Raw genomic sequence first — 17906 nt, forward strand, 5'->3', positions numbered from 1 at the left:
GACATACTGCAATCGACACCAAGAAGCTCGGCTGCATCGTCAGGTAAGTCATTGAGTGGACTGCTACCGGCGTGACTCGGTTGAAAGTGCATGTGGGCGATGCTTTTTGTGACTATTGATGACCATGCAGGCATAGCCTTCACCACCATGCATCCCGGCGAGAAGAAGCATGAAGCCAGCGCTCCTGCACAATGCGATGGCGTGCCGCGCTGGGTTGGGAATGAGCGTTAAACGCTTGCTGGTTGACAACGGTGCAGCTTTCCCGTCAAAGGCGATTGCTGCTGCTTACAAGGCTTTGGGCGTACAACTCAAGTTCGCCAGATCGAACCAGCCACAAGGCTGAACGATTCATCCAGTTCGCGCTGCTCGAGTGGGCTCTATGGGTGGACGTACCAGACCTCAGCTGAGCGGACCGACGTTCTGGCGTGCTGGCCGTACCATTACAACTGGCACAAACTGCACGCCGGCATCGGTCAAGTCGCTCTGATATCCAGGCTCGAATCCCCAAGCACATCATACCTGGTCACATCTATAGCTCTGTGAGGAGATCTATTCCCCCGTGGTGTTGTATGCATTAGATTTGATACCGGAAGGTGAAAATAATCATAGATCGCCTAAGATAGCACAGTTGGAGAGGTCACGATAAAAGAACAAACTTCAGAAGAATGGGATTTGTGTTCCAATTGGTGCAGTTGAATTAGTGGTTTATAATTGTGAAATAGCTGGAATTCGACAAAGAACACACAATCATATAATTCTTGCTAAATCAGTTTTTCTGCATAGTGAGCTATCTTCCGTAACATGAAATCTGGAGTTTGATCATAATTTCTCAGTCGCTTTCCAGCGACGCGGCAGCCACCACCATAGCGTGAAGATTAGGGTCGCAATCAGTGCCGCAGCTAAGCTACCAACGAAATGGCCAAAGATGGTGGATAGAACAAGCTGTGTGCCTGATATTAGTGCGATCGCAAGCGTTACAGCACCTGCCAGAATTTGGCGTGATGCAAATGTTTTAAAACGAGGTCTGTCAATCAGCGGTCGTATCAATCGATGCTGTACGGCAGTTGCGCTTAGTAATACTAGGCTCGTCACTGCCAAAAGAAATGTCGCTAAGAAGACCCATTTTTCAGTATATGCGATGGCGTTGAATCCCGGCATGAAGGGTACCGTTATCAAAAATGCTGAAAGAAGCTGTGAGCTAGGGAGTAAGACTCGGAGTTCTCCAAGAAGGTCCGTCAAATCTCCATCATCATAGACTTCAAGATCATCTTGATCTATTTTTGTGTGAATGTGTGAAGTATTCATTCCGAGCTATCCTTTTCTTTATTCCTACGTTGATAGTTTTTCTAGAGCGTGTTATGCACATGGCTCAAGCCCACATCAAGGCACCTGCGGCTGAGTGTGGGTGCCGAATCTCCTCGAGTCTTGAACTTCGACGCGAGGTACAGCAAGCACTTGGCGTAGCTCGAGCAGCATAGTTTTGAAATCGTGGACTACTCAGTTTTTAGTTTCACGAGAAGTTTCCCCCTAAATTTTTAGGTGTTCCGTCGCCGGGTCGCGTCCGCGAAGGCATCTCAGCCTTCTCGTGTTCTACGATAGCACTTGATGGACACAGTAGTCGCGGCGATCACCTACTTCTGATTCAGTCATCGGTCTGGGACTGACGAGATAGGTGCTGGCTTGCTCTGCCTTGAGAAACCCATAGACTCATTGAGCGGCGAGGTGCGCGCGCCACTCAGACTGGCTAACACCACTGATCTACGAAGCGTGCGCAGATGATCGCTCCCGCCAATTTCAGCGGTGCTTCGTGGATATCCCGCCGTCGTTCAAAGCGGATTCTCAGTTTGCCAAAGCCTGCAAACCAGCTGTGCGTCCTCTCCACCACCCACCGGTGCTTGCCCAGCCGTGTATTGACCAAGCAGAACCTGCACAGGTCAGGCCGCTAATGCGAATGCTTCAGTGGAGGTCTTCAGGGCTAGCCTCTGTTGAGGCCGGCGGTTGTTGTAAAAGCCGATCCAATCTCCGATGACACAGCTGGCGTGCTGCAATGTCTCGAAGCGACGCCGGCTCCCGCAAAGTCCAAGGACTGCCAGCAAAGGCAGCATACTCGGACAAGCACGATCAGGCGGCGAAACATATTGCGGCGCAGTGTAGTCCAGGCGCTCGGGAAAGCGGGGACGTGCCCCCAAGCTTTACACGTCTTGTATTTCGTGCTGCAGTCCTCCGGCAAGGCGACTGGCGGCCAAGGACAACGCCGCTTAAGCTTTTGGCAGAGATTTGCATATTTTCCGAGGGGAAATTGCTTCGCAGCCGTATAGAGAGATGAACAGCTCCAAAGGAGGTCTGCCATGGTGGACATAGACAAGTGGCTCGCAGATGCAGCCAACCTGACCAAAAATGCCGATGCACCTGTCAATAGCGACAAGGTCTTGCAGCGGATCAGCGCGAGCACCTCGCCCGCGTCCTCAGCTTTGGCACTGGCCAGACACGATGCCCGGTTGGCCATGTTGTGCGCCGCCGTTGCCGCGATAGTGGCCCTCGCCGGGTTGGACTCGATTGCCGCCAAGGCATGGGAGCAGCCCGTGGCCACCTGGATTTCTGCACCGCCGGCGGCCTCGCCGTTCGGCTTGCTCGTGGGGGAATGATGGCCCATCGACTACGACGTTTTGCGTTGGCGACGATTGCTGGGGCTCTGTTCGGCGTCCTGGTGGCCGGGGCGATTGTCATGGTTCGGCACAATGCGCCGCGACCCGAGACGGACCTCCATGAGATGCTGCATCGCGCTGTCCCCCTGGACGCCAATGAAAAGCAAATCCTGGAGACCAAAGAGCAGGCATTCGCGGAGCGGCGCCAGGAGATAGAAAAGCGCTTGCGCGCCGCGAATGGCCAGTTGGCCGAAGCGATCTCCAAAAATCCCTCCTGGTCGCCGGAGGTCGAGTCCGCCATTCGTGAAGTGGAGAAAGCCGCTGGAGATCTGCAGCGCGCCACGCTCGTGCACGTTTTCGAGATGCGGGCCGGACTCAAGCCCGAGCATCGGCCGGCGTACGACAACGTGTTGGTGGAAGCGCTTCGGCGTGGTTCGCAGTGATTGCCTCGGATTCGGACGCTGTGTTGGCCAAGCGCGCGGCGCAAGGCGATCAGCGTGCCTTCAAGGTACTCGTTGACCGTTATGGCGCAGCGGTGACACAGGCCGCGCGCAGCTTTGGCATTCCTGACACCGACATCGATGACGTGACTCAGGAGACTTTTGTGGCTGTGTGGAAGGCCCTGGGCGACTACGATGAATCCCGTCTTTTTCGCGCCTGGCTTTTCGGCATCGCCATGAACAAGATGCGGGATCTGTACCGCTTCCGCAAGGTGCGCAATTTCCTGTTCGGCGCGTTGGATCTGCTCAGCCCGGACACGCCCGAGCAAACGGATCCCGCGCCTGGCCCGGAGCGCGCAACGGCCGCCCGCAGGGAACTGGCCAAAGTGACCCAGACACTCTCTCTGCTGCCGCGTGACCAGCGAGAGGCCATCGTCCTGACCGGTATTGTGGGACTCACCCAGCCCGAGGCCGCAGCCGCCCTGGGCATCACCCTCAAGGCGCTTGAAGGCCGCCTCACTCGGGCGCGCAGCAAGCTGACCCTGCTGATTTCGCGCGGTAGCAGCGCCTGAGCCGATCTCGTTCTGGGCGCGTGGAAGGCGGCACAGGGACGGCACATCTTTGTCGTAAATTTTTTTTGTCTGAGAACGAGGGGGAGATGCGGGCAGCGCCGTATTCCTAGTTGACTCCTCCACAAACGCTGGAGTGCCGACTGCCTGAAAGGAGGCTCGCCATCATTCCCGTTCTCCCCTATCGACGCGCCATCGTGGCGCTTGGCGTGGCCATGTTGAGCGTTACCCATGCGAACGCGGCTGACGCGCCGGTCTATGCACAGTTATTGGCACAGGCACTGTCACAAGCGCCTGCGCTGATGGAGCAACAAGCCAATGTCGGCGCTGCCGCAGCGGATGCGCAACAGTCCAGGGCCTTGCTCAACCCGCGAGTGGACACGCTCTTTGAAAATCTGGGCGCACCGGCCAGCGGCGGCCAAAGCCAGCGCCAAAGTACCTACACCGTTACCCAGCCCCTGGAAGTGTTTGGCAAGCGGGCCGCTCGCATCGAGGCCGGCGAGCGCAATCTCGGATTGTCGCAGACCCGCAGTCACCAGGCCCAGGTCGATTTTGCCGCGGGCCTTGCCGTGGCCTATGCCTCGGTGGAAGCGGCCCAGGCACTACGGCAACTGGCACAGGACGATCTGGCGCGTGCCAAAGACGATCTGGGTGTGGCACAGGCCCAGGTGAAAGCGGGCAAGGAAGCGCAACTGAGGTTGGCGCAGGCCCAGGCGAGCGTGGCGGCCGCGCAGGCGAATACGCAAGCGAGCGCGGCCGACCTCACCCAGGCGTTGGAGCGCCTGTCCGCGCTCGTCGGATCGGACATCGCCTACTCAGGGGTCAGCGGCACGCTGCTGAACGCGGCCAACGACAGTCCTGCCTCGTCGGTACAGGAGGCACCCTCGGTGGTCACCGCCCGTGCGGAGCGCGATGCGCTTCAGGCACAAGTCACCGTCGAGCAAAAAAGGTGGGTGCCTGAAATCGGTATCAGTGCGGGCGTGCGGCGTTATGCCTGGTCCAGCCAAAGCGGTTATGTCGTGGGCGTCAGCGCAACGATTCCTCTGCTCGATCGCAATGCGGGCGGCATTTCTGCCGCCCAGCAGCGCGTCATCGCCGCCGAGTCCCGGCTGGAGGAAGCTCGCTTGCTGGCTCAGGCCAATCTGCGCACGGCGTTGGCGCAAGTGCAGGCGGCCGACCAGCGGTTGACGGCGGCATCGACGGGCGAGGCCGCGGCGAATGAAGCATATCGGCTCGGCCGCGTTGGCTACGAAGCGGGCAAAACCTCCCTGGTGGAACTGCTCGTGATCCGCCGCGCCCTGTCGGAGGCACGCGGATCCACCATTGGCGCGCGTCTGGCGCGCGTACGCGCATTGTCGGCAATGGCGCAGGCGGAAGGGCGCCTGGCCTTCGGAGAAGAAATCAAATGACTGAGAACCGTCGTACTACCCCCTGGCTGCTGGTCGCTGGAGTCGCCAGTGCCGCCGCCGCAATCGGCTTTGGCGCAGCCCAGATCGGAAAGTCTGCGCCCGCGGTCGCGCCTGCCGCTGCGATTGCCTCGGCGCCGACCCCTGCTCCCGCGTCGGATGCACCCGCTGGCGTGGTTCAAATACCGGATGACTATCTTCAGGCCGCGGGCATCACAGTGGAAGCGATCACGCCTGGCGATGTGGCCCTGGAGATTCTCGCTCCGGCCACCGTGACGGCGGCGCCAGGCGGCGAGGCCGTTCTGGTGGCGCGCGCGACCGGAACGATTCAGCGCGTGGCACGGCGGTTGGGCGATGCGGTGAAGGCAGGCGACGTGCTCGCGACCGTCGATAGTCTGGACGCTACAACCATGGCGGCGGACCGTCGCGTCGCCCAGGCCAAGGCCGATCTGGCCCGCAAATCCTATGCGCGCGAACTCGAACTCTTCCAGCAGGGCGTGACGCCCCGCCAGGACATGGACGCCGCCAAAGCGGGGCTGGATGTGGCCGAGGCCGAGTCGCAGCGTGCGAGCTCCGTGGCGCGCGCCGCCCAGGTCTCGGAGGATGGGCGTGCCGTTGCCGTGGTGAGCCCGATTTCCGGCAGTGTCACCGCGGTGAATGCGGTGGTCGGGGCCTATGTGGCGCCCAACACCGAGCTGTTTCGCGTGGCCGCTCCCGGTGCGCTACAGATCGAGGCCGCTGTGACGCCGGCCGAGGCCGGGCGCATTGCCGTCGGCGAGCTGGCCACCATCATCCCTTCCAGTGGCAACCCCATTGCCGCCATCGTGCGTTCCATCACGCCCACCGCGAGCAACGCCTCGCGCGCGGCCACGGTCGTGCTGACGCCCAGCGAGCCCAAGGTGGCCCTGGTGGTGGGCGAGGGCGTTCAAGTCAGGCTGCATGCCCGCAATGGAGGATCTTCCGGCCTGACCGTGCCAGAAAGCGCGGTCCAGAATCTGGATGGGCGCGATGTGCTGTTCGTCAAGACGGACCAGGGCTTTCGTGCCCAGCCCGTGCTGATCGGCGCGCGTAGCGGCGGCGTGGCCCAGGTGATTTCAGGCGCAGCAGCCGGTGACCGTGTTGCCACGCGCAATGCATTCCTGGTCAAGGCGCAGGCCAAGAAGAACGCCGGAGACGACGAATGATCAACGCAATCCTCTCCGCATCGGTCAGGCAGCGCTGGTTGGTGCTGTTTCTGACCTTGGTGCTGGCGGTGTTCGGTGGCTGGCAGCTCAACCTGCTGCCGATCGACGTGACGCCGGACATCACGAACAAGCAGGTTCAGATCAACACGGTCGTGCCCACGCTGAGCCCCGTGGAAGTCGAAAAGCGTGTGACCTATCCCATCGAGACCGCGTTGGCGGGCCTCAATGGTGTCGAACGCACACGGTCTTTTTCCCGCAATGGCTTCAGTCAGGTCACGGCCATCTTCAAGGAAGATGCCGATCTGTATTTCATGCGGCAGCAGGTGTCCGAGCGCTTGGCTCAGGCGCGGGCCAGCCTGCCCGATGGCGCTGAGCCGCGCATGGGGCCGGTGTCCACCGGCCTGGGCGAGGTGTTCCACTACAGCGTGGAGTTCGAGCATCCCGAAGGCAAGGGCGCCACCGCCAAGGACGGCGAACCGGGCTGGCAAAGTGATGGCAGCTTCCTCACCGACGAAGGCGAGAGGCTCAAGGATCGCGTCTCCAAGCTCGCGTACTTGCGCACGGTGCAGGACTGGATCGTCAGGCCCCAGTTGCGCACCACAACAGGCGTGGCCGATGTGGACTCGCTGGGCGGCTATGTCAAGGAGTTCCTGGTGGAGCCGGACGCGGCCAAGCTGGCTGCCTTCGGCATTTCCTATGCCGATGTGAACCGTGCGCTGGAGGACGCCAACCTCTCGGTGGGGGCCAACTACATCCAGCGCTCGGGCGAGTCCTACCTGGTGCGTGCCGATGCGCGCATACGCACCGTCGATGAGATCGCACGCGCCGTGGTGGCACAGCGCCAGGGGGTTCCTGTCACCATCGGGCAGGTGGCCAAGGTCAGCGTGGGCGGCGAACTGCGCACCGGTGCAGCCAGCCGCGATGGTCAGGAAACCGTGGTGGGCAGTGCCCTCATGCTGGTGGGCGCGAACAGCCGTACCGTGGCGCAGGCCGTGGGAGACAAGCTCAAGGAGATTTCCAAGACCATGCCGCCGGGCGTGGTCATTGTCCCGACCCTGGACCGTTCTCAGCTCGTTGTGGCGACCGTGACCACGGTGGCGCGCAATCTGACCGAGGGCGCCGTGCTGGTGGTCGTCATCCTGTTCGCCTTGCTGGGCAACTGGCGTGCTGCGGTGATTGCCGCCATGGTCATTCCCCTGTCCCTGCTGTTCAGCGCGATCGGCATGAACTCCTTGCACATCTCCGGCAATCTGATGAGCCTGGGTGCGCTGGATTTCGGCCTGATCATCGACGGCGCCGTCATCATCGTGGAGAACGCATTGCGCCGGTTGGCCCACAGGCAGCAGCAGGAGGGACGGCTGCTGACCTTGTCGGAGCGCCTGGATGAGGTCATCGCCTCATCGAAGGAAATGGTCAAGCCGACCGTCTATGGCCAGTTGGTGATTTTCCTGGTGTTTCTGCCTTGTCTGACCTTCCAGGGCGTGGAGGGCAAGATGTTCTCGCCCATGGTGATCACGCTCATGCTGGCCCTGGCTTCCGCCTTCGTGCTGTCGCTGACCTTCGTGCCCGCGATGATCGCCGTGCTGCTGCGCAAGGAGATCGCGGAGAAGGAAGTCAAGATCATCGTTGCCACCAAGCAGCGCTATCGCCCTCTGCTCACACGGGCCGTTCAGAACCCCATGCCTTTCGTGGGCGCTGGCGTCGCGGTACTGGCCCTGGCCGCATTTGCCTTCACCTTCGTGGGCCGCGAGTTCATGCCCACGCTCGATGAGCAAAACCTGAACCTGTCGTCGGTCCGTATTCCATCGACCTCCATCGAGCAGTCGGCGGCCATCGATCTGCCGCTGGAGCGCGCCGTGCTGAGCCTGCCGGAAGTCAAGACCGTGTACTCCAAGGCCGGTACGGCCAGCCTGGCGGCCGATCCGATGCCGCCCAATGCGTCGGACAACTACATCATCCTCAAACCCAAGGATGAATGGCCCGAAGGCGTGACGACCAAGGAGCAGGTGGTGGAGCGCATCCGCGAGAAAACGGCGTTTCTTGTCGGCAACAACTACGACGTGACACAGCCCATCGAGATGCGCTTCAACGAGCTCATCGGCGGCGTGCGCAGCGACGTGGCCGTCAAGATCTACGGCGAAGATCTCGATCAGCTTGCCGCCAGCGCTCAGCGCGTGGCGTCGGTGCTGCGCAAGACGCCGGGCTCCTCGGACGTGCGCGTGGCCCAGACCACCGGCTTTCCGACCTTCGATATCAGCTTTGATCGTGCGGCCATTGCGCGCTACGGCCTGACGGTCAAGGAAGTCGCCGATACCGTCGCCACCGCGCTGGCAGGCAAGCCTGCGGGCCAGGTCTTCGAAGGGGACCGCCGCTTCGATATCGTCGTGCGCCTGCCGGGCGAGCAGCGCGGCAATCTCGACGTGCTGGGCGCGCTGCCCGTGATGTTGCCCGAGGTCTCCGGTCAGCCGCGTGCCTCGGTGCCGCTGCGCCAACTGGTGCAGTTCCGATTCACCCAAGGACTGAACGAAGTCAGCCGCGACAACGGCAAGCGGCGCATCTATGTGGAAGCCAACGTTGTCGGTCGTGATCTGGGCAGCTTTGTCGACGACGCCGCAGCCCGGATCGCACAGGAAGTCAAACTGCCTTCCGGATCCTGGATCGAGTGGGGCGGGCAGTTCCAGAACCTGCAAGCGGCCACCAAGCGCCTGGCCATCATCGTGCCTGCCTGCTTCGTGCTGATTGCCGCGGCGCTGTACATGGCGATCGGCAACGTCGCGCTGACCGCCACGGTGCTGACAGCCGTCCCCCTGGCCTTGGCTGGCGGCGTCTTCGCCCTGGCCCTGCGTGGCATCCCGTTCTCCATTTCGGCGTCGGTGGGGTTCATCGCGGTCTCGGGCGTCGCGGTGTTGAACGGCCTGGTGCTGATCTCCGCCATTCGATCGCGCCTGGAAGAGGGGTTGAGTGCCAATGTGGCCGTCATCGAAGGGGCGATGGAACGCGTGCGCCCGGTGCTCATGACGGCACTGGTTGCATCACTGGGCTTCGTGCCCATGGCGATCGGTACAGGGACGGGGGCTGAAGTGCAACGTCCGCTGGCCACTGTGGTGATTGGCGGCTTGATCACGGCGACCATACTGACGCTGTTTGTGCTGCCGGCGGTTTGCGGCATGGTGCTGAGAAGGCGCGAGCGTGAACAGCCGCAGGCTTCGCCGGTCCCGGCTTCGCTGTAACCGGGTGATGCCACCAAGAGACGCTGTATCCCCTTGAGGAGCCACTGATGCTGGAAGTATTAGCCAACCGTACCTACCGCCACCTGTTCCTGGCGCAAGTCATTGCGCTGGTCGGAACCGGGCTCGCGACCGTGGCGCTGGGTTTGCTCGCCTATGACATCGCCGGCCCCAATGCGGGCAGCGTTCTGGGCACTGCGCTGGCCATCAAGATGGTGGCCTATGTGGGCATCGCGCCGGTCGTGGGTGCTTTCGCCAACCGTCTGCCGCGGCGCGCCTTCCTGGTCGCGATGGACTTGGTGCGCGCAGCGGTGGCGGTTTCACTGCCCTTCGTCAGCGAGGTGTGGCAGGTCTACCTCCTCATCTTCCTATTGCAGTCCGCTTCGGCAGCCTTCACCCCCACGTTCCAGGCGACGATTCCGGACGTCCTGCCCGAAGAAAAGGACTACACGCGCGCGCTCTCCCTGTCCCGGCTGGCCTATGACATGGAAAGCCTGCTGAGCCCGATGCTCGCCGCGGCGCTGCTGACCGTGATTTCCTTCCACGGGCTTTTCGCCGGCACCGTGGTGGGCTTTCTCTGTTCGGCCATCTTGGTGGTATCGGTCACGCTGCCCCAGGCCAAGGCGGTGGTTGTGCGTGGCGGCATCTACGCCAAAACCTTCCGAGGGATGTCCATCTATCTGCGCACGCCACGCTTGCGCGGCCTGCTCGCCCTGAATCTGGCTGCGGCAGCGGCCAGCGCCATGGTGATCGTCAACACCGTGGTCTATGTCCAGAGCAAACTTCAGCGGCCGAGCACCGATGTACCGTTCGCGCTGGCAGCCTTTGGCGGGGGATCGATGCTGATGGCACTGTGGCTGCCAAAGATCCTGGAAAAGCGGCCCGACCGGCCCGCCATGCTTTTCGGCGCAAGCCTCATGGGCGCCGGCCTGTTGGCCGGACTGCTGGTCTCCACCATGGGGGCAGGCTACGAATGGCCCGCATTCCTCATGCTGTGGTTCATCATCGGCCATGGCTACTCCATGACGCTCACGCCCAGTGGGCGACTGCTGCGGCGCTCGGCCGCGGCCGAAGACCGTCCCGCGGTATTCGCCGCGCAGTTTTCGCTGTCGCATGCCTGCTGGCTGATCACCTATCCCCTGGCGGGCCAACTGGGCGCCAGATTTGGCATGCCCGCTGCCTTCGCTGCGCTGGCCGTTGTCACCGTCATCGGCGTGGCGCTCGCGTGGAAGCTGTGGCCGCAAGACGACGAAGATGAGATCGGGCATGAGCATCCGGAGGATCCGGCATGGGACCAGCATCTGAAGGAAGGCATGCCGCTTGGAAAGCGCAAGCACAGTCATGTGTTTGCCATTGACGATCTGCATCCACGCTGGCCCGACGCTCACTGAGCGATATTCCGCGCATCTCGTATCTCGTCGTGGATATAAGAAAACTTCCTTTCGCTGGAAATCCTCTGTTTCTTGAAGAATTGGTTCGCTCCGTGCCAGGGAATTTTGCAAAATATCCGCGAGAAGGCCGGCCCTTGAAATGGATCGCGATCATCCTGGTTTTCCTTGGGATGATGATGTCTACCTTGGGATCTTTTGCGTCCCATGGGCTGATTCTCTTTTCGATGATGCAGGATGATTCTCCGATTGGTAGTCATGTCTTGCATTTGCATCAAAGTCCAGTTGACGATGATCATGTGGACGATTCATCTTCGGTGGCGGAAAAAGAGCAAAAAAGCACCCAACATAGTGCCAGCGACCATTCGCACGAAACACCGTATCCGTTTGTCGTTCCCATATGGCGGCATCGTGCGCTGCTTTTTGCGCACTACGCCATAGCATCCAGGCATCACTACGATTTAGCCGCCGACAGACTGGAACGCCCCCCAAAGTTCTGGGTATGACCTAGATTCGTGCATTCATATGCATAATTAAATCAAACTTGTAGGGGAAAATTTTGAATTATTCGCTTTTGCGTTCTGCAAAGGAAAGGCCGCTGTTTGCCTTTCTATTTTTAATCGCCATATTCTCATTGCTCGCCATGCCTGCCGAGGTGTGGGCGCACGCGGTCACCGAAGGAGACAAGGGTTACATCCAGGAGATATCTGGCGTGAACATCATGCCTTTTACCTACCTGGGCGCCAAGCATATGGTGACGGGCTATGACCACATCCTTTTCCTGTTTGGCGTGATCTTCTATCTATACAGGCTGAAAGATGTTGGCCTGTATGTCAGCCTGTTCGCCATCGGACATTCCACCACGATGCTGCTCGGCGTCTACTTTGACATTGGCGTCAGCAGCTACTTCATCGATGCCATCATCGGCCTGTCCGTGGTCTATAAGGCACTCGACAATCTGGGCGCTTTGAGGCAGTGGCTCGGATTCCAACCCAACACCAAGGTGGCGACCTTGATCTTCGGTCTTTGCCACGGATTTGGTCTTGCCACCAAGATCCAGGAATACGACATGTCCAGAGATGGACTGGTGCCGAACCTGTTGTCCTTCAACGTTGGCGTCGAAATGGGGCAACTACTGGCATTGGGTGCAATTCTGATTGCAATGGGTTTTTGGAGAAGAACTCAGGCTTTTTCCAAGCATGCCTACACCGTGAATGTCGCCATGATGTCGGCTGGCTTCATTCTTTTTGGCTACCAAGCCGTCGGCCTTTTTGTTGCAACCCCTGTTTGATTACTATGAATACCGTCCCTACCATCACCGAATTGCCTTCGAGCCAACAACTCGTGAAATCGACCGTCATTGCTGCAATTACTGCAGTCGCCATCCTGGTCACCGTCGTTTTGCCTGCTGAATATGCGATCGATCCTACCGGCATTGGCCGCGTTCTCAAATTGACGGACATGGGCAAGATCAAAAATCAACTGGCGCAAGAGGCCGAGGCAGATCGCCAGCAGGATGTGGCCAAGGCCGAAGCTGCGGCGCCGCAGCCCGTGGTCCCCGCCGCCCCTGCTGTCACGGCTTCGGCTGCAACGGATCGGTACGCCCATAACCACGACACCGCTGCCGCCGTGAGTGCGCAGCAGGAGCCGTCCCAGCCTGTCTGGAAGGATGAGGTCACCTTCACGCTACAGCCTGGCGAGGGCGTCGAATACAAGCTCAACATGGACCAAGGCGCCAAAGCCTCCTACCACTGGATTGCCGAGGGTGGCGGCGTTAATTTCGATGCCCATGGCGATGCGCCAGGCCGCTCTGTCAGCTATGAAAAAGGCAAGGGCGTGCCGTCTGATAAGGGCACCCTCACAGCCGCTTTCAAAGGCAGTCATGGCTGGTACTGGAGGAATCGTGGTCAAACGGCAGTCACCATGAAACTGCGTACCGCCGGTGAATATGGTTCTCTGAAACGTATGTAATCCATTGCCCCCTGTAACGGGGGGCTTTAACGATGAATCTATTTCCAGCCATTTTTATGGGCACATTCCTGGCGGGGGTGGGGAGTGTGCTGATAGCCGACGGCATTTTGCGCTCAAGATTCTCCAGAAATGCGGAAAGAATGCTGAGTTTTGCCGCCGGCGCACTGCTGTCCACCGCGTTCCTTAACCTCATGCCCGAGGCGTTGGAAGGCGCGTTCAGCAGTCGGACGATCTTCACCGTTTTTCTGGTTGGCCTTGTCGTATGGATCGTGCTTGAACGCCTTGAGTTATGGCATCACGCCCACGAGCATGGGAGCGAAAAAATGCGATGCAAGCCTGAACACGCGAAAAATAGCAAACATACAGGCGTTTGGAGCTTGATTTTCGCCGATGGCATTCATGCATTTGCCGATGGCGTGCTGATCGCCTCGGCCTTTCTGATCGACCCGCAGTTAGGCATGACAGCCACTACCGCGGTCATGCTCCACGAAATACCGCATCACATCGGTGACCTGTCCGTGGTTCGGCAATTTGGCAATAGCGCAATTCGTTCGACAGCCAAAGTGGCATGCGCCGGCGCCTTCACCATTGTCGGTGGACTCGTCGCCTATGCCCTGTCGGGCGTACTTGACCCGTGGCTCCCTTTGCTGCTGGCTTTGGCATCGAGCTCTTTCACCTATGTCGCGCTGGCGGATATCGTTCCTAGACTGAAAATTCAGAAGAGTCCCAAGGAATCCATGGGGCAGTTTTTATGGATGGCTTCCGGTGTATTCATGATTTTTTCCGTTATCTTGTTGCTTGGAGAACACTAAGCTGCGGCATGAGATTAGTTCGTAAAATCGGGGAGAATTTGATGGCGAAATTCTGGAGTTGTTATGCTAAGAGCAGTAATTTCTAAAGCAGTCAAAAGGGTAAAAACCTCTGTAGTTTTCTTTGAAAAAATAAGGGGTTTAAAGATCTTGAGAAATGAATCGTCAGACTACTATGGTGAAGTTGGCTACGCCTGTCCAAAATGCAAGCATCCCAATTCCTATAGAAAATTGGCTTGTGGAAAATGTGGTCAGCATCTGCGGTGCAACCATTGCTATTCATTGCTTGTTTTCCCTGGCGATGGTTGCCCTCACTGCGACAGAGATTTTTAAAAGATACTATCTTGCACCAGCACGTCTTAGTTCGGAATGGATTCAGTCGTGAGCAAGTATGCTCGTCAAAAATGGAAGAAATGCCTGAATGCATCGATGCTGGTATTCATGGTGGCGTCGATGTTCTATTTTCGCCTTCCATCGCTCGCCTATAACTGGTTTCAGATAGCCTGGTTGACCCCGGAAGCCTGCCGTGTGTCCCTATGGCTATCAGGCTATCAGGCTATCAGGCCGCTGTGCAAGCGAAAAGAATTGAGGGAGTGTCAAGAAATCTATCTGGATTGACCTACAACACAGCCAGTGGAACGTTGTACGCCACTGTGAATACGCCTGCTCGCGTGATTGAACTTAGCACCGATGGAGAAGTGTTGCGTAGCATGCCTATTCATGGTGTCTCTGACGTAGAAGGAATTGCTTATATAAGTGATGAATTATATTTAATATCCGACGAGCGCACGGGAGTGCTGCACTATATAGAGATACCTGAAGACAAAAAAGATGGCGTGGACGCAGGCAACGGCTTGGTACTTTCCGCCGGTCGAATTCATCCCAATTTGGGGGTAGAGGCACTGGCCTGGGACAGAGAAGACAGGCATGTCTTGGTAGGGTTTGAAAAGTGGCCGATCCGTATTCAGATGATCGATCAAGAAAGGTTTTCTTCTCCGCCTACAGGTGAGATACATGAATGGCAGGCATCCGGTTGGTCAGGCCTGTTCATTAGTGATCTCGCTTCAATTGAAAAAGACAGGGTTTCAGGGAATTATTTTCTGTTGAGTGATGAATCGTCAATGCTGACCGAGTACAGCCCTGAGGGACGGCCTTTGGGTATTTTACCGCTGTGGACTGGATTCAACGGCCTGAAGCGCACAATTCCACAGGCTGAGGGCCTTGCTTTGGCACCTGGTGGCGAGATTTTTATAGTCTCGGAGCCTAATTTTTTCTATAGATATGAAAAAAAGAATGCGCCTTCCTGCGGTATGCGTCAAGGCATGACAAGTGCCTTAAAGGTCTAGGGGAAATGACAGAACTCAATTCTTGATTGCCCAGGCTATCTTTCATTAAGGTGGAGTCATTGAAGATAAATATTGATATCCAATGCAATTTAATGATTGAGGAAATTATTTGATGGGGCGTATGAGATCTCTGGATATCGAATTTTAATCAGACGTTTATGGATCAACAGTGCTCTTGCGATTAGTCGCCCTATTAAAATCTTTATGATGGCCAAACGATCGAAACGCATCGTCACTCCCGCGAATGATCTTCTGGCGCGAGCGGGAGTGCGGTACAAACCGTCCGCCGCTGCTATGCTGGCGCTCTTGTTGGAACAGCCTGAGCTAGCGCTGACGCACACAGAGTTCGAGCAAGCGTTGGCGCAGCGCGGCGTGTGCGTCAATCGGGTGACGTTATACCGGTGGCTGGAGCGCCTGGTTGCAGCCGAGGTGCTGGAAAAGCGCAGTGACGATGTGGATCGGACATGGCGTTTCAGCCTACGGTCTGCCCAGCCGGGCATGTCTTTGCTACGTTTCGAGTGCGATGCATGCCGTCGGCACTTCAACTTGCCGGAGGCTAGCGAAGGCACCAAGGAAGCCGCTGATCAGATTCTGTACGCGCTGTCGAAACTGGGTCATGTCGGACATCGGGTTGATTTTTCCATTCATGGCCGGTGTGTCGCATGCGTTCTACCGAAAGACTCGCCCACGGTCGATCACCCCTCTCTCGCAACCTGCTTGGCCATCGGTAGCCCGTTACTGGCAACACAGATGCCGTAGCAGGCGAAACGAGCTCGAGCCGGTTGAGGCAGGTTTGCCGCAGACTCCTAGCCGCAGGCGACTGCAAAACTGGAATGCCTCATGTCTAACGCTGGTCAGGTGGCCGTGGCGGGGAGCTTCGCCGATGGTTGCGTTTCTTAAACTCGGCATGAAGTTGTGCCATCCATCCTCTGTGCGATTTTCTCTCGGGACAGCATGTGGGGCTGTGAATGGCGGATGTCTGTCTGAGTTTCCGACATTAGTTAGGCCCGCCGGCCGTCGCGGACGCGCGAAGGCCGCATGAATGCTGGATCTCAGTTTCTAACTTTATTTATCAAGAATAGCAGGCCGTGGCCTGCCCTGGTCCTTCGTTGCCCCCTGTGCGAAATGTCCGTCGGACACCCGGCGGCTGGCCTACCTGCGGTGTCGCAACATGGGGCTGCGCACGCTCTGGCCGGTCCTACGGCTGAGCCGCATGTCCGGGCCCACACTGGTTACCAGCGCAGTGCATATCTGCGCTGCAGTCGGGCGCTTCGTTTGACGCGCCTCTTTGACCACCATGTGAAGGAGATACCCATGGCTCAGCAAAACGACCAGCAACAGCAGCAGCAAAACAACCCGCAGCAGCAGAACCCGAACCAGCAAAACCCGGGACAGCAGCAGCAGGACAACCCCCAGCACAAGCAGCCTGGCCAGAACCAGCCAGGCCAGCAGCAGCCCAATCAGCCCCGCTGACAGGCTGGGCGGCGTTCCGTTTGACGTGAGGATGGAACCATGAAACAGCTTCTTCCCACGAGAGGCCCGCAGCATCCGGCCTATGTTCCCATGCAGATGGGGCAACCCATCACGGACAGGAACTACAGCCAGATGCAGTGCAAGGCGAACGTCCGCCAACAAGGGCAGCCTTTGCGCCAGCCACAGCAACGCTGATTGATCGCAGCCAGCGCTGGTGCAGCGCTCCCTGGAACCGGCCGCCTTCGGGCGGCTTTTCCGTGTCGAGGGCCTGCCCTGGCCGGGGCCGCCGGAGATCTCCCCGCACAATGACGCCTTTCCAGCATCAACCTCCAAGGATTTCAACGATGACACTGCAGCGCCCCTGCTTCGTTTTGCCGACCCTGGTGCTCGCCCTGGGATTGTCGGGGTGTGCCGCGCCGCCTTCCAGCGGGCAGCTCGAGAAGGAGGAAGCGGAGCAGGCGAAGACGCTGTGGGTGATCAGCGAGGCCTTGAAGGCCAACATGGCCGTGGTGCTGGTGGCTGACCTGACGCCGCACAAGTCGCTGGCCGACGCCGACGGCATGTCCAAATGGACCTCGAACGTGCTGTGGACCCACCAGGACAGGCCGGAGATCGTGTTCGGCCGCAAGTTCCAGAACAACGCGCTGCAGCGCGATCCCAAGACCACCTACCTCTTCAAGGCCTTCGAGGTCCATGTCCTGCCCCCCGGCAAGTATCTGCTGACGGGCGGCGATGACTACTGGCTCAATGCCCGGCTCGACCAGCTGGGGGCCAAGGCGGGCGCTGCGGGCGCAGGCCGCGGCGCCAGCGGCACGGCGTCCCTGGCGCCCGAGACCTACCGCGAGTTCTATACCGAGATGAACTGGAAGGAGGCCACCACGCACACCCAGACCCGCACCGAGAAGTACTGCACCACGGTGCACCGTGCCTCGGGCCATTGCGTGGCCTGGGGCGAGCGGCAGGTTACGGACAGTACGCCGGGCATGGGTGCGGGCTACTACCAGGACACGGACTCGCGCGACATCCCTGCGCTCAAGGTCCAGGTGCGCGTGCCGCCCCGGCAGGCCCTGGCCAGTTTCACGCTGGAAGGCGGGCAGCTGGTGCTGAGCCAGCGCTCGTATCTGAAGACGCCCAGCTACCAGTTCCGCCAGGCGGGCTGCCGCAAGGTGGCGGCCGAGAAGGTCGAATGCCCGCTGGAGGACTTCACCGTCCACACGCTGCCGGTGCCCATGGAATTCACGCGCACCTATCTGGCCTCCCGCGCCAACCTGACCCCTGACCAGGAAAAACTCATGGCGCGGCTGGTGCCCATGCAGGTCACCACCCTGGGCCGCCAGGGCGCCGCCGATCCGATCTGGGGCACGCCGATCTCGCTGCGCAAGGGGCCTTGAGGTTCGGGCGCAGCCGATGGCCGATGGTCGTTGATCGGCTGCGTCGGGTGGCGGCCC

At 59.3% G+C, this 17906-nt stretch carries 20 protein-coding genes and 1 pseudogene; 19 read left to right on the top strand and 2 right to left on the bottom strand.

The features are described from left to right. The first annotated feature begins 169 nt into the window (after positions 1-169). On the top strand, positions 170-343 hold the full coding sequence (locus tag G4D77_RS20280) for a DDE-type integrase/transposase/recombinase (RefSeq protein WP_128422649.1): 174 nt from the start codon (positions 170-172) through the stop codon (positions 341-343). Between the two features lie 476 nt (positions 344-819). On the opposite strand, the gene G4D77_RS20285 is transcribed toward G4D77_RS20280, so the two are convergent. Both G4D77_RS20285 and G4D77_RS20290 read right to left on the bottom strand, forming a co-directional pair. Beyond that, on the bottom strand, positions 820-1305 hold the full coding sequence (locus G4D77_RS20285) for a DUF6328 family protein (RefSeq protein ID WP_046238789.1): 486 nt from the start codon (positions 1303-1305) through the stop codon (positions 820-822). 439 nt (positions 1306-1744) lie between these two features. Further along, positions 1745-1903: pseudogene (locus G4D77_RS20290) on the bottom strand (IS5/IS1182 family transposase); the annotation flags it as partial. 445 nt (positions 1904-2348) lie between these two features. Here G4D77_RS20290 and G4D77_RS20295 point away from each other — a divergent pair. The 18 genes from G4D77_RS20295 (at position 2349) to G4D77_RS20380 (ending at position 17849) form a co-directional block, all read left to right on the top strand. Continuing rightward, entirely contained in the window at positions 2349-2645 is a 297-nt protein-coding gene (locus tag G4D77_RS20295) for a CnrY/NccY family anti-sigma factor (protein ID WP_046238791.1), read from the top strand. Further along, a complete protein-coding gene (locus G4D77_RS20300; protein ID WP_046238792.1) occupies positions 2642-3088 on the top strand; it encodes a periplasmic heavy metal sensor in 447 nt (148 codons plus the stop codon). The genes G4D77_RS20295 and G4D77_RS20300 overlap by 4 nt, the downstream gene beginning before the upstream one ends. 20 nt (positions 3089-3108) lie before the next feature. Further along, positions 3109-3657 carry an RNA polymerase sigma factor gene (locus G4D77_RS20305; protein ID WP_046238812.1) on the top strand — a complete coding sequence of 183 codons (549 nt, stop codon included), beginning with the start codon at positions 3109-3111 and terminating at the stop codon, positions 3655-3657. A gap of 212 nt (positions 3658-3869) precedes the next feature. Further along, positions 3870-5063, top strand: coding sequence for a TolC family protein (locus tag G4D77_RS20310; protein WP_080945294.1), 1194 nt, complete (start codon positions 3870-3872; stop codon positions 5061-5063). Continuing rightward, positions 5060-6244, top strand: coding sequence for an efflux RND transporter periplasmic adaptor subunit (locus G4D77_RS20315; RefSeq protein ID WP_046238793.1), 1185 nt, complete (start codon positions 5060-5062; stop codon positions 6242-6244). Before G4D77_RS20310 ends, G4D77_RS20315 begins: the two co-directional genes overlap by 4 nt. After that, positions 6241-9474, top strand: coding sequence for a CusA/CzcA family heavy metal efflux RND transporter (locus G4D77_RS20320; RefSeq protein WP_046238794.1), 3234 nt, complete (start codon positions 6241-6243; stop codon positions 9472-9474). Before G4D77_RS20315 ends, G4D77_RS20320 begins: the two co-directional genes overlap by 4 nt. A 47-nt stretch (positions 9475-9521) precedes the next feature. Then, the gene (locus tag G4D77_RS20325) at positions 9522-10862 is read left to right on the top strand and encodes a Mef(A)/Tet(V) family efflux MFS transporter (RefSeq protein WP_046986836.1); all 1341 of its coding nucleotides are present in this window, start codon (positions 9522-9524) and stop codon (positions 10860-10862) included. A 134-nt stretch (positions 10863-10996) separates the two neighbouring features. Continuing rightward, complete coding sequence (locus G4D77_RS20330; protein WP_128422650.1) at positions 10997-11365, top strand: hypothetical protein; 369 nt, start codon at positions 10997-10999, stop codon at positions 11363-11365. Between the two features lie 137 nt (positions 11366-11502). Further along, positions 11503-12150 (top strand): HupE/UreJ family protein, encoded by a 648-nt coding sequence (locus G4D77_RS20335; protein WP_080945296.1) that lies wholly within the window; start codon positions 11503-11505, stop codon positions 12148-12150. 5 nt (positions 12151-12155) lie between these two features. Continuing rightward, positions 12156-12830: a hypothetical protein gene (locus G4D77_RS20340; RefSeq protein WP_046238814.1), complete on the top strand. Its 675-nt coding sequence runs from the start codon at positions 12156-12158 to the stop codon at positions 12828-12830. Between the two features lie 56 nt (positions 12831-12886). Beyond that, the gene (locus G4D77_RS20345) at positions 12887-13642 is read left to right on the top strand and encodes a ZIP family metal transporter (RefSeq protein WP_052734035.1); all 756 of its coding nucleotides are present in this window, start codon (positions 12887-12889) and stop codon (positions 13640-13642) included. 154 nt (positions 13643-13796) lie between these two features. Continuing rightward, positions 13797-14024 (top strand): hypothetical protein, encoded by a 228-nt coding sequence (locus G4D77_RS20350; RefSeq protein ID WP_128422651.1) that lies wholly within the window; start codon positions 13797-13799, stop codon positions 14022-14024. Further along, positions 14021-14257 carry a hypothetical protein gene (locus tag G4D77_RS20355; protein ID WP_164846507.1) on the top strand — a complete coding sequence of 79 codons (237 nt, stop codon included), beginning with the start codon at positions 14021-14023 and terminating at the stop codon, positions 14255-14257. Before G4D77_RS20350 ends, G4D77_RS20355 begins: the two co-directional genes overlap by 4 nt. Next, on the top strand, positions 14176-14985 hold the full coding sequence (locus tag G4D77_RS20360; RefSeq protein ID WP_080945295.1) for an SdiA-regulated domain-containing protein: 810 nt from the start codon (positions 14176-14178) through the stop codon (positions 14983-14985). The genes G4D77_RS20355 and G4D77_RS20360 overlap by 82 nt, the downstream gene beginning before the upstream one ends. A gap of 204 nt (positions 14986-15189) precedes the next feature. Then, a complete protein-coding gene (locus G4D77_RS20365) occupies positions 15190-15744 on the top strand; it encodes a hypothetical protein (protein WP_052734036.1) in 555 nt (184 codons plus the stop codon). A 555-nt stretch (positions 15745-16299) separates the two neighbouring features. Further along, positions 16300-16458 (top strand): hypothetical protein, encoded by a 159-nt coding sequence (locus tag G4D77_RS20370; protein ID WP_016448437.1) that lies wholly within the window; start codon positions 16300-16302, stop codon positions 16456-16458. A 39-nt stretch (positions 16459-16497) separates the two neighbouring features. After that, on the top strand, positions 16498-16653 hold the full coding sequence (locus G4D77_RS20375) for a hypothetical protein (protein WP_016448436.1): 156 nt from the start codon (positions 16498-16500) through the stop codon (positions 16651-16653). Positions 16654-16802: 149 nt separating this feature from the next. Beyond that, positions 16803-17849 (top strand): hypothetical protein, encoded by a 1047-nt coding sequence (locus tag G4D77_RS20380; protein ID WP_154833415.1) that lies wholly within the window; start codon positions 16803-16805, stop codon positions 17847-17849. The last annotated feature ends 57 nt before the right edge of the window (positions 17850-17906 follow it).

This window comes from Delftia sp. WY8 (assembly GCF_018437695.1).
Lineage (GTDB): Bacteria > Pseudomonadota > Gammaproteobacteria > Burkholderiales > Burkholderiaceae_C > Comamonas > Comamonas tsuruhatensis.

What these genes read in the sequence shown, in the direction of transcription:
- G4D77_RS20280 (WP_128422649.1), top strand. Translation starts at nt 170, where the DNA reads ATGAAGCCAGCGCTCCTGCACAATGCGATGGCGTGCCGCGCTGGGTTG.
- G4D77_RS20285 (WP_046238789.1), bottom strand. Translation starts at nt 1,305, where the DNA reads ATGAATACTTCACACATTCACACAAAAATAGATCAAGATGATCTTGAA.
- G4D77_RS20295 (WP_046238791.1), top strand. Translation starts at nt 2,349, where the DNA reads ATGGTGGACATAGACAAGTGGCTCGCAGATGCAGCCAACCTGACCAAA.
- G4D77_RS20300 (WP_046238792.1), top strand. Translation starts at nt 2,642, where the DNA reads ATGATGGCCCATCGACTACGACGTTTTGCGTTGGCGACGATTGCTGGG.
- G4D77_RS20310 (WP_080945294.1), top strand. Translation starts at nt 3,870, where the DNA reads ATGTTGAGCGTTACCCATGCGAACGCGGCTGACGCGCCGGTCTATGCA.
- G4D77_RS20315 (WP_046238793.1), top strand. Translation starts at nt 5,060, where the DNA reads ATGACTGAGAACCGTCGTACTACCCCCTGGCTGCTGGTCGCTGGAGTC.
- G4D77_RS20320 (WP_046238794.1), top strand. Translation starts at nt 6,241, where the DNA reads ATGATCAACGCAATCCTCTCCGCATCGGTCAGGCAGCGCTGGTTGGTG.
- G4D77_RS20325 (WP_046986836.1), top strand. Translation starts at nt 9,522, where the DNA reads ATGCTGGAAGTATTAGCCAACCGTACCTACCGCCACCTGTTCCTGGCG.
- G4D77_RS20335 (WP_080945296.1), top strand. Translation starts at nt 11,503, where the DNA reads ATGCCTGCCGAGGTGTGGGCGCACGCGGTCACCGAAGGAGACAAGGGT.
- G4D77_RS20340 (WP_046238814.1), top strand. Translation starts at nt 12,156, where the DNA reads ATGAATACCGTCCCTACCATCACCGAATTGCCTTCGAGCCAACAACTC.
- G4D77_RS20345 (WP_052734035.1), top strand. Translation starts at nt 12,887, where the DNA reads ATGGGCACATTCCTGGCGGGGGTGGGGAGTGTGCTGATAGCCGACGGC.
- G4D77_RS20350 (WP_128422651.1), top strand. Translation starts at nt 13,797, where the DNA reads ATGAATCGTCAGACTACTATGGTGAAGTTGGCTACGCCTGTCCAAAAT.
- G4D77_RS20360 (WP_080945295.1), top strand. Translation starts at nt 14,176, where the DNA reads ATGGCTATCAGGCTATCAGGCTATCAGGCCGCTGTGCAAGCGAAAAGA.
- G4D77_RS20365 (WP_052734036.1), top strand. Translation starts at nt 15,190, where the DNA reads ATGATGGCCAAACGATCGAAACGCATCGTCACTCCCGCGAATGATCTT.
- G4D77_RS20370 (WP_016448437.1), top strand. Translation starts at nt 16,300, where the DNA reads ATGGCTCAGCAAAACGACCAGCAACAGCAGCAGCAAAACAACCCGCAG.
- G4D77_RS20375 (WP_016448436.1), top strand. Translation starts at nt 16,498, where the DNA reads ATGAAACAGCTTCTTCCCACGAGAGGCCCGCAGCATCCGGCCTATGTT.
- G4D77_RS20380 (WP_154833415.1), top strand. Translation starts at nt 16,803, where the DNA reads ATGACACTGCAGCGCCCCTGCTTCGTTTTGCCGACCCTGGTGCTCGCC.